General features: G+C 68.1%; 7 protein-coding genes and 1 pseudogene. 6 read left to right on the forward strand and 2 right to left on the reverse strand.

The genetic code is table 11. The features are described 5' to 3' along the window. Together WU80_RS26670 and WU80_RS23485 are read left to right on the forward strand one after the other, a co-directional pair. A pseudogene (locus tag WU80_RS26670) lies at positions 1-165 on the forward strand (hypothetical protein); the annotation flags it as partial. 44 nt (positions 166-209) lie between these two features. Next, positions 210-683, forward strand: a complete 474-nt coding sequence (locus tag WU80_RS23485) for a histidine phosphatase family protein (RefSeq protein ID WP_055405500.1) — start codon at positions 210-212, stop codon at positions 681-683. A 4-nt stretch (positions 684-687) separates the two neighbouring features. On the opposite strand, the gene WU80_RS23490 is transcribed toward WU80_RS23485, so the two are convergent. Both WU80_RS23490 and WU80_RS23495 read right to left on the reverse strand, forming a co-directional pair. Next, positions 688-1,230: a DUF3558 domain-containing protein gene (locus WU80_RS23490; RefSeq protein WP_055405498.1), complete on the reverse strand. Its 543-nt coding sequence runs from the start codon at positions 1,228-1,230 to the stop codon at positions 688-690. Then, the gene (locus WU80_RS23495; RefSeq protein ID WP_055405497.1) at positions 1,227-1,784 is read right to left on the reverse strand and encodes a DUF3558 domain-containing protein; all 558 of its coding nucleotides are present in this window, start codon (positions 1,782-1,784) and stop codon (positions 1,227-1,229) included. Before WU80_RS23495 ends, WU80_RS23490 begins: the two co-directional genes overlap by 4 nt. A 183-nt stretch (positions 1,785-1,967) precedes the next feature. Between WU80_RS23495 and WU80_RS23500 the strand changes: the two genes are divergently transcribed. The 4 genes from WU80_RS23500 to WU80_RS26675 all read left to right on the forward strand — a co-directional run. Continuing rightward, complete coding sequence (locus WU80_RS23500; RefSeq protein ID WP_055405499.1) at positions 1,968-3,725, forward strand: ABC transporter ATP-binding protein; 1,758 nt, start codon at positions 1,968-1,970, stop codon at positions 3,723-3,725. Continuing rightward, positions 3,722-5,617, forward strand: coding sequence for an ABC transporter ATP-binding protein (locus WU80_RS23505; RefSeq protein ID WP_055405496.1), 1,896 nt, complete (start codon positions 3,722-3,724; stop codon positions 5,615-5,617). Before WU80_RS23500 ends, WU80_RS23505 begins: the two co-directional genes overlap by 4 nt. An 89-nt stretch (positions 5,618-5,706) precedes the next feature. After that, the gene (locus tag WU80_RS23510) at positions 5,707-6,849 is read left to right on the forward strand and encodes a BTAD domain-containing putative transcriptional regulator (protein ID WP_055405495.1); all 1,143 of its coding nucleotides are present in this window, start codon (positions 5,707-5,709) and stop codon (positions 6,847-6,849) included. A gap of 158 nt (positions 6,850-7,007) precedes the next feature. After that, positions 7,008-7,086: hypothetical protein (locus WU80_RS26675; RefSeq protein WP_369808571.1), on the forward strand; the 79-nt coding region annotated here is incomplete at its 3' end.

The raw sequence follows: 7,086 nt of genomic DNA on the forward strand, positions 1-7,086 counted from the left end.
CATCACCGCCTACTCACACCCGCCGGCTGGCGCACCCGCAAAAACACCAAAGGTGACACCGTCTGGATCCCCCCACCCCACCACGACCGCGGCCGCCCCCGCACCAACACCTTCCACCACCCCGAAAAACTCCTCCGGGATGACGATGACGACGACGCGGCGTAAGGATTAGCGTGTCTGCCGTGGGAGATGACCGCACGCTGCTGTTGATGCGTCACGCGAAATCCGATTACCCGCCCGGCGTAGCCGACCACGAGCGGCCGTTGGCGCCGCGCGGCATCCGAGAAGCCGGGCTCGCCGGTGATTGGCTGCGCGCCAACGTCCCTGCCGTCGACGCCGTGCTGTGCTCGACCGCGACGCGCGCGCGAGAGACGTTGGCCAACACGCGCGTCGACGCGCCGGTGCGCTATAGCGAGCGGCTGTACGGGGCCACGGCCGGCACCATGATCGAGGAGATCAACGCGGTCGGCGACGACGTGCAGACGCTGCTGGTCGTGGGTCACGAGCCGACGATGTCCGACCTGGCCCTCGGACTGGCCGGCGAGGGCACCGATGCCGCTGCGGCCGAACGGATTTCGGTCAAGTATCCGACGTCGGCGATCGCCGTGCTGACCGTGCCGTCCGGCTGGAAGGGTCTCGAACTCGGGCGCGCCGCACTGATCGGGTTCGAGGTGCCGCGCTAGCCCGCTACGAGTTGGTGGCCAGCGTCAGCTCCATCAGCTTGAGGGCCTGACCGCACGCGTCGATGCCGGGCGCCTGGGGATTGACCCACCAGCCGACCACCCCGGCGGCGTCGCTGGCGACCCCGCACGCGCCGTTCGGGTCGTCCGGGCGCATCACGATCGAATCGATTCCGGCGATGTTCCGCGTCTCGACTTTGTACTTCAAGAAGTCGGCGACCTTGCGCTCGTTGCTGAGGCTGCCCTGCTCGAACCAGAACCGGGTGATGTCGATCAGCCCCGCCGGGTTGGCCGCCTGCCATCGGCAGATGGCGCCCACGAACGTGCTCTGAATGTCGAGCGGGTCGGCGCCCACCGTCTTGGCCAGGATGTCGCTGGTGAGCACCTCACACTCCTTGAGCAGGTTCGGGTACTGCTGCTGGGAGTTGTTGTTGCGGGTCGGGCCCCCCGCCTTGACGGCGGTGCCGCCGACCGACCTCGAACACCCCGTCATCACCACCAACGAGGTGATCAAGACGGCTACGGCGGCGCGGACGCTTCTTCTGGTCATTTCGAGTTCGCAATCGACTGGCGCGCCAGTTCCTTGGCGATGTCGCAGGGCGGCGGAAACGGCTTCTGGCTGAAGCTGATCGACCATTCGAAGAAGTCATCCTGGAACTGGATGCCCACCTCGCACAGCGAGTCACCGAGGTTGGGCTCGTTGCCGATGGCGATGAACCCGCTGTGGCCGTTGATGTTGATGTCGTCGACGCTGGCGCGCGACAGCTCCTCGGTCTTGCGCTCGCGCCCTATCGGGCTTCCGCGATACCAGGAGAAGGAGAAGTGCGGGCCGAGGATGCCGCCGCCCGCCAGCCACTGGCATCCGACGGAGTTCCTGGCGGTGTTGATCAGGCCGGTTACCTTGGTCAGCTCCGCCACCGTCTGATCGCTGATGCCGCCGCACTGCGGGAACATCGGCCCGTGATGACCCTCGGAGTTACCGGGCGAGGACGAGGACGTCGCCCCCGGTTTGTTGCCGCCGGAATCGGAGCACGCGGCAACCGCCGGGACCAAAATCGCCAGGGCCGACGCCGCAACGGCCAGCGCCCTCGAGTTACGCCGCACCGCTACCCTGCTTTTGCTCAGCCTGCTGCCGGTCCACACGATGCACTGTAGCGGCAGCTCAGCGGGTCAACCACCGACGCGCCTGAGCAGGCGTTTCAGCCGCGCCGGCGGATGCGGTGCGCGGATTGGGCCGTCCGGCGGTGGCTGGCCACCGGCGGGCGTCCCGTGTGCGACGCTTACGAAATGCTCCTGGCACTGCTGCGCCAGTACATCCGGCCGTACCGGCGGCCGGTCGCGGTGCTGATGGTGCTCCAGCTGATCAGCACGCTGGCGTCGCTGTACCTGCCCACCGTCAACGCCGCGATCATCGACGAGGGCGTCGCCACGGGTGACACGGCGACCATCGTCCGGCTCGGCATGGTCATGCTCTCGGTCACCGGGCTGCAGGCGCTCTGCGCGATCGGGGCGGTCTACTTCGGCTCGCGGACCGGGATGGGGTTCGGCCGGGACCTGCGCGCGGCCATGTTCAACCACATCACCACCTTCTCCGAGCACGAGACCGCCCGCTTCGGTGCGCCCACATTGCTGACGCGCAGCACCAACGACGTCCGCCAGATCCAGTACCTGGTTCAGATATCGAGCACCGTGTTGGTCACCGCGCCGATCATGTGCATCGGCGGAATCCTGATGGCCATCCACCAAGAGGCCGCGCTGACGTGGCTGCTGCTGGTCAGCGTCCCCGTCATGGCCGTGGCCAACTACTGGGTGATGTCGCACATGCTGCCCCTGTTCCGCCGGATGCAGTTCCTGATCGACGGCATCAACCGGGTGATGCGCGACCAGCTGTCCGGCGTCCGCGTGGTCCGGGCCTTCGCGCGCGAAGGCTACGAGCGCGACCGGTTCGCCCGCGCCAACGCCGCGTTGTCGAACACCGCGCTGACGGCCGGCAATTGGCAGGCGGTGATGCTGCCGGTGACCACGCTGACCGTCAACGTGTCCAGCGTCGCGCTGATCTGGTTCGGTGGTTTGCGCATCGATCGCGGCCAGATGCAGGTCGGCTCGCTGACCGCCTTCCTGGCCTACTTCACCCAGATCCTCATGGCGGTGTTGATGGCGACCATGACGCTGGTGGTGCTGCCGCGAGCGTCCGTGTGCGCCGAACGCATCACCGAGGTGCTGGGCACCCGGGCCGCGGTCAACGACCCGCAGGCGCCGGCCTTCCCGCGCGGCGGCATCACCGGCATGGTGCGACTGGCCGGCGTGACGTTCAGCTACCCGGGCGCCGACCGCCCAGTGCTGCAGGACATTTCGTTCACGGCGCGGCCCGGAACCACCACGGCCATCGTCGGCAGCACCGGGTCGGGCAAGTCGACGCTGGTGTCGCTCATCTGCCGGCTCTACGACGTGACCGGCGGCGCCGTCCTCGTCGACGACGTCGACGTCCGCGACTACCAGACCGAGCGGCTCTGGTCCGCGATCGGGCTGGTTCCGCAGCGCGGCTACCTGTTCTCCGGGACCGTGGCCGACAACCTGCGGTATGGCAAGTCCGACGCGAGCGACGTCGAGATGTGGGAAGCGCTGCGAGTGGCCGACGCCGAGGGATTCGTGCGCGCCCACGATGACGGGCTGCGGATGCGGGTGGCCCAGGGCGGCATCAACTTCTCCGGCGGTCAGCGGCAACGGCTGGCGATCGCGCGGGCGGTCATCCGCCGTCCCACCATCTATCTCTTCGACGACTCGTTCGGCGCGCTCGACGTGCACACCGACGCGCGAGTGCGCGCATCGCTCACGCGGGTGGCCGACGTGGCCACCGTCATCGTTGTCACGCAACGGGTTTCGACCGCCGCGCAGGCCGACCAGATAGTCGTCCTCGACGGCGGGAGGCTGGTGGGCACCGGCACGCACGAATCGCTGCTCACCGACTGCGCCACCTACGCGGAGTTCGCCGACTCACAGTCGGTGAGCGCGTTGCGGTCCGGTCAGGTCGGGGGCGGGCCATGACCGCGGTCGCCACCCGGGGGTTGACCCCGGCCCCCGCCGGGCGGTCGCGCGACTTCTGGGGCACGGCCACCCGGCTGACCAAACGGCTTGCGCCCCAACGCCGGCTGAGCATTGCGGTGATCGGCCTGGGCATCACCGGGACGGTGATCGGGGTCGTCGTCCCGCGAATCCTTGGCCATGCCACCGATCTGCTGTTCAACGGCGTGATCGGCCGGCAGCTCCCCGCGGGCATCACCAAGGCGCAAGCCGTCGCCGCGGCCCGCACCCGCGGTGACAACACCTTCGCCGACCTGCTGTCCGGGATGGGTGTGGTGCCCGGCCGGGGTGTCGACTTCGGCGCGGTGGCGCGCACGCTGGCGCTGGCGTTGTGCTTGTATCTCGTTTCCGCGCTGCTGATTTGGGCGCAAGCGCGCCTGCTCAACGTCACCGTGCAGCGCACCATGGTGGCGCTGCGGTCCGATGTCGAGGACAAGATCCACCGGCTTCCGCTGTCCTACTTCGACGGACGCCAGCGCGGCGAGCTGCTGAGCCGGGTGACCAACGACATCGACAACGTGCAGTCTTCGCTTTCGATGACCATCAGCCAGCTGGTGACGTCGATGCTCACCGTGGTCGCGGTGCTGGCGATGATGGCGTCCATCTCGCCGCTGTTGGTGCTGATCACCGTCGCCACGGTGCCGCTGTCGCTGGTGGCGACGCGCACGATCGCGCGGCGCGCGCAGCGCCTGTTCGTGGCGCAATGGACGAGCATCGGTCGCCTCAACGCTCACATCGAGGAGACCTACAGCGGTTTCACGGTGGTCAAGACCTTCGGTCACCAGGCCGCGGCGCGCGAGCAGTTCCGTGATTGCAACGACGACGTGTACCGGGCCAGTTTCGGCGCCCAGTTCTTCTCGGGCCTGGTGGCACCGGCGACCGCGTTCATCGGCAACCTCGGCTACGTGGCCGTCGCCGTGGTGGGCGGCCTGCAGGTGGCCACGGGCCGCATCAGCCTCGGCGGCATCCAGGCCTTCATCCAGTACGTCCGGCAGTTCAACGCCCCGCTGAGCCAGGTGGCCGGCATGTACAACAACCTGCAGTCGGGGGTGGCCAGCGCCGAGCGGGTGTTCGACCTGCTCGACGAGCCCGAGGAAACACCGGATCCAGTGCCCGCCGCGGCGCCGCCCGACGGCGGTGCCGCACGGGTCGAGTTCCAGCACGTGAGCTTCGGCTACCACCCGAATGTCCCGGTGATCCATGACCTGTCGATGATCGCGGAGCCTGGGAGCACGGTGGCGATCGTCGGGCCGACCGGGGCCGGCAAGACCACGTTGGTGAACCTGCTCATGCGGTTCTATGACGTCGACTTCGGGCGGATTTTGGTGGACGGCGCCGACATCAGCACCATGAGCCGCCAGTCGCTGCGGTCGCGAATCGGCATGGTCCTGCAAGACACCTGGCTCTTCGACGGGACGATCGAGGAAAACATCGCCTACGGGCGACCGGAGGCCACTGCAGATGAGGTGGTGCAAGCCGCCACGGCGGCATACGTCGACCGGTTCGTGCACACCCTGCCGGCCGGGTACCAGACACGGGTCAGTGGCGGCGGCGCCAACATCAGCGCCGGGGAGAAGCAACTCATCACGATCGCGCGCGCGTTCCTTGCCCGGCCGCAACTGTTGATCCTGGACGAGGCGACCAGCTCGGTGGACACCCGCACCGAGGCACTCATCGCCCACGCCATGTCCGAGCTGCGCCGGGATCGCACGAGTTTCATTATCGCGCATCGGCTTTCGACGATCCGCGACGCGGACCGCATCGTGGTGATCGACGACGGCCGGATCGTCGAGCAGGGCAGTCACGCCGAGCTGCTGGCGCGCCGGGGCGCCTACTACGCCATGACCCGCGCGTAAGCCGCGGGGCCGCGTATTCGCGGGTTGGCGCCGAATCGGCCGGGATTGCCATCACAATGGCTAGGTAGTGACGGAAGGACCAACACGCGATGGTGGACAAACGTCTCGAACTCGGTCTGCTCGGACCGCTGGAGATGAGCGTTGACGGCACCCTGGTGGCCTTGGGCACCCCGAAACAGCGGGCGGTACTGGCCCTGCTGCTGATGAACCGCAACAGCCCGGTCGCCGTCGACCGGCTCATCACGGCCCTGTGGGATGACCAGCCGCCGTCGGGGGCGCGGGCCAGCATTCACTCCTACGTGTCCAATCTCCGCAAGCTGCTCGGCGGCGCGGGCATCGAGCCGCGCATGGTGTTGGCCGCGGCGCCGCCGGGATACCGGCTCAACATCGACGAAAACGCTTACGACCTCGGACGGTTCATCGCCGAAAAGACCGCGGGCGTGCACGCCGCCGCGTCCGGCAAATTCGAAGACGCCAGCCGGCACCTGACGGCCGCCTTGGCGGAATGGCGCGGGCCCGTACTCGAAGATCTGCGCGAGTTCGGATTCGTCGACACCTTCGCCACTTCCCTTGTCGAGGAGAAGATTCTGGTCCATGGCGCCATGGCGGAGGCCGAAATCGCCTGCGGGCGTGCGTCCGCCGTGATCACCGAACTCGAGGCGCTGACCACCGAACACCCCTACCGCGAACCGCTTTGGGCGCAGTTGATCACGGCCTACTACCTCACCGATCGCCAGTCCGACGCGCTGGCCGCCTACCGCCGCGTCAAGGCGACGCTCGCCGACGACCTGGGCATCGACCCCGGGCCCACGCTGCGCTCGCTCAACGAGCAGATCCTGCGCCAAGAGCCGCTGGACGTGAAGCGCACCGCCAAGACCGCCGCCGTCGACACGGTGACGGTGCTCGAGCAGCACACCATGGTGTCCGGGCAGCAGGCCATCGCTTACCTGCACGAGGCGTCGGGGCGCAGCTATCCGCTGCGGGCGGCGGCGACCCGGATCGGGCGGCTGGGCGACAACGACATCATCCTCGACAGCCCCAAAGTCAGCCGCCACCATGCCGTCATCGTCGACACGGGCACCAGCTTCATCATCAACGACCTGCGGTCGTCCAACGGCGTCCATGTGCAGCACGAGCGGATCCGCTCCGCCGCCACCCTGCGTGACGGCGACCACGTCCGCATCTGCGACTACGAATTCACCTTCCAGATCGCCGCCGACAGCGACGCGTAAGCCACCCGTCGGCGCGGGGCTAATCGCGCGATTCGTGGTGCGTTCCGGTGGGCGGGGGCTTACGGTCAGGGTTGCTAGGTCAGGGGGTTGCGGCTGACCGGTGTGCCCGGCGATTGTTGGGTGTCGGTGGCGTGGTGGACGGGTGTGAAGGATCGGCGATGAGTGATGAGCAGGTCTCGCGGGTGGGCACGCAGTTTGGGCCGTATCACCTAAAGCGGCTGCTGGGCCGGGGTGGGA

It is taken from the genome of Mycobacterium sp. UM_11, assembly GCF_001414075.1.
Taxonomy (GTDB): domain Bacteria; phylum Actinomycetota; class Actinomycetes; order Mycobacteriales; family Mycobacteriaceae; genus Mycobacterium.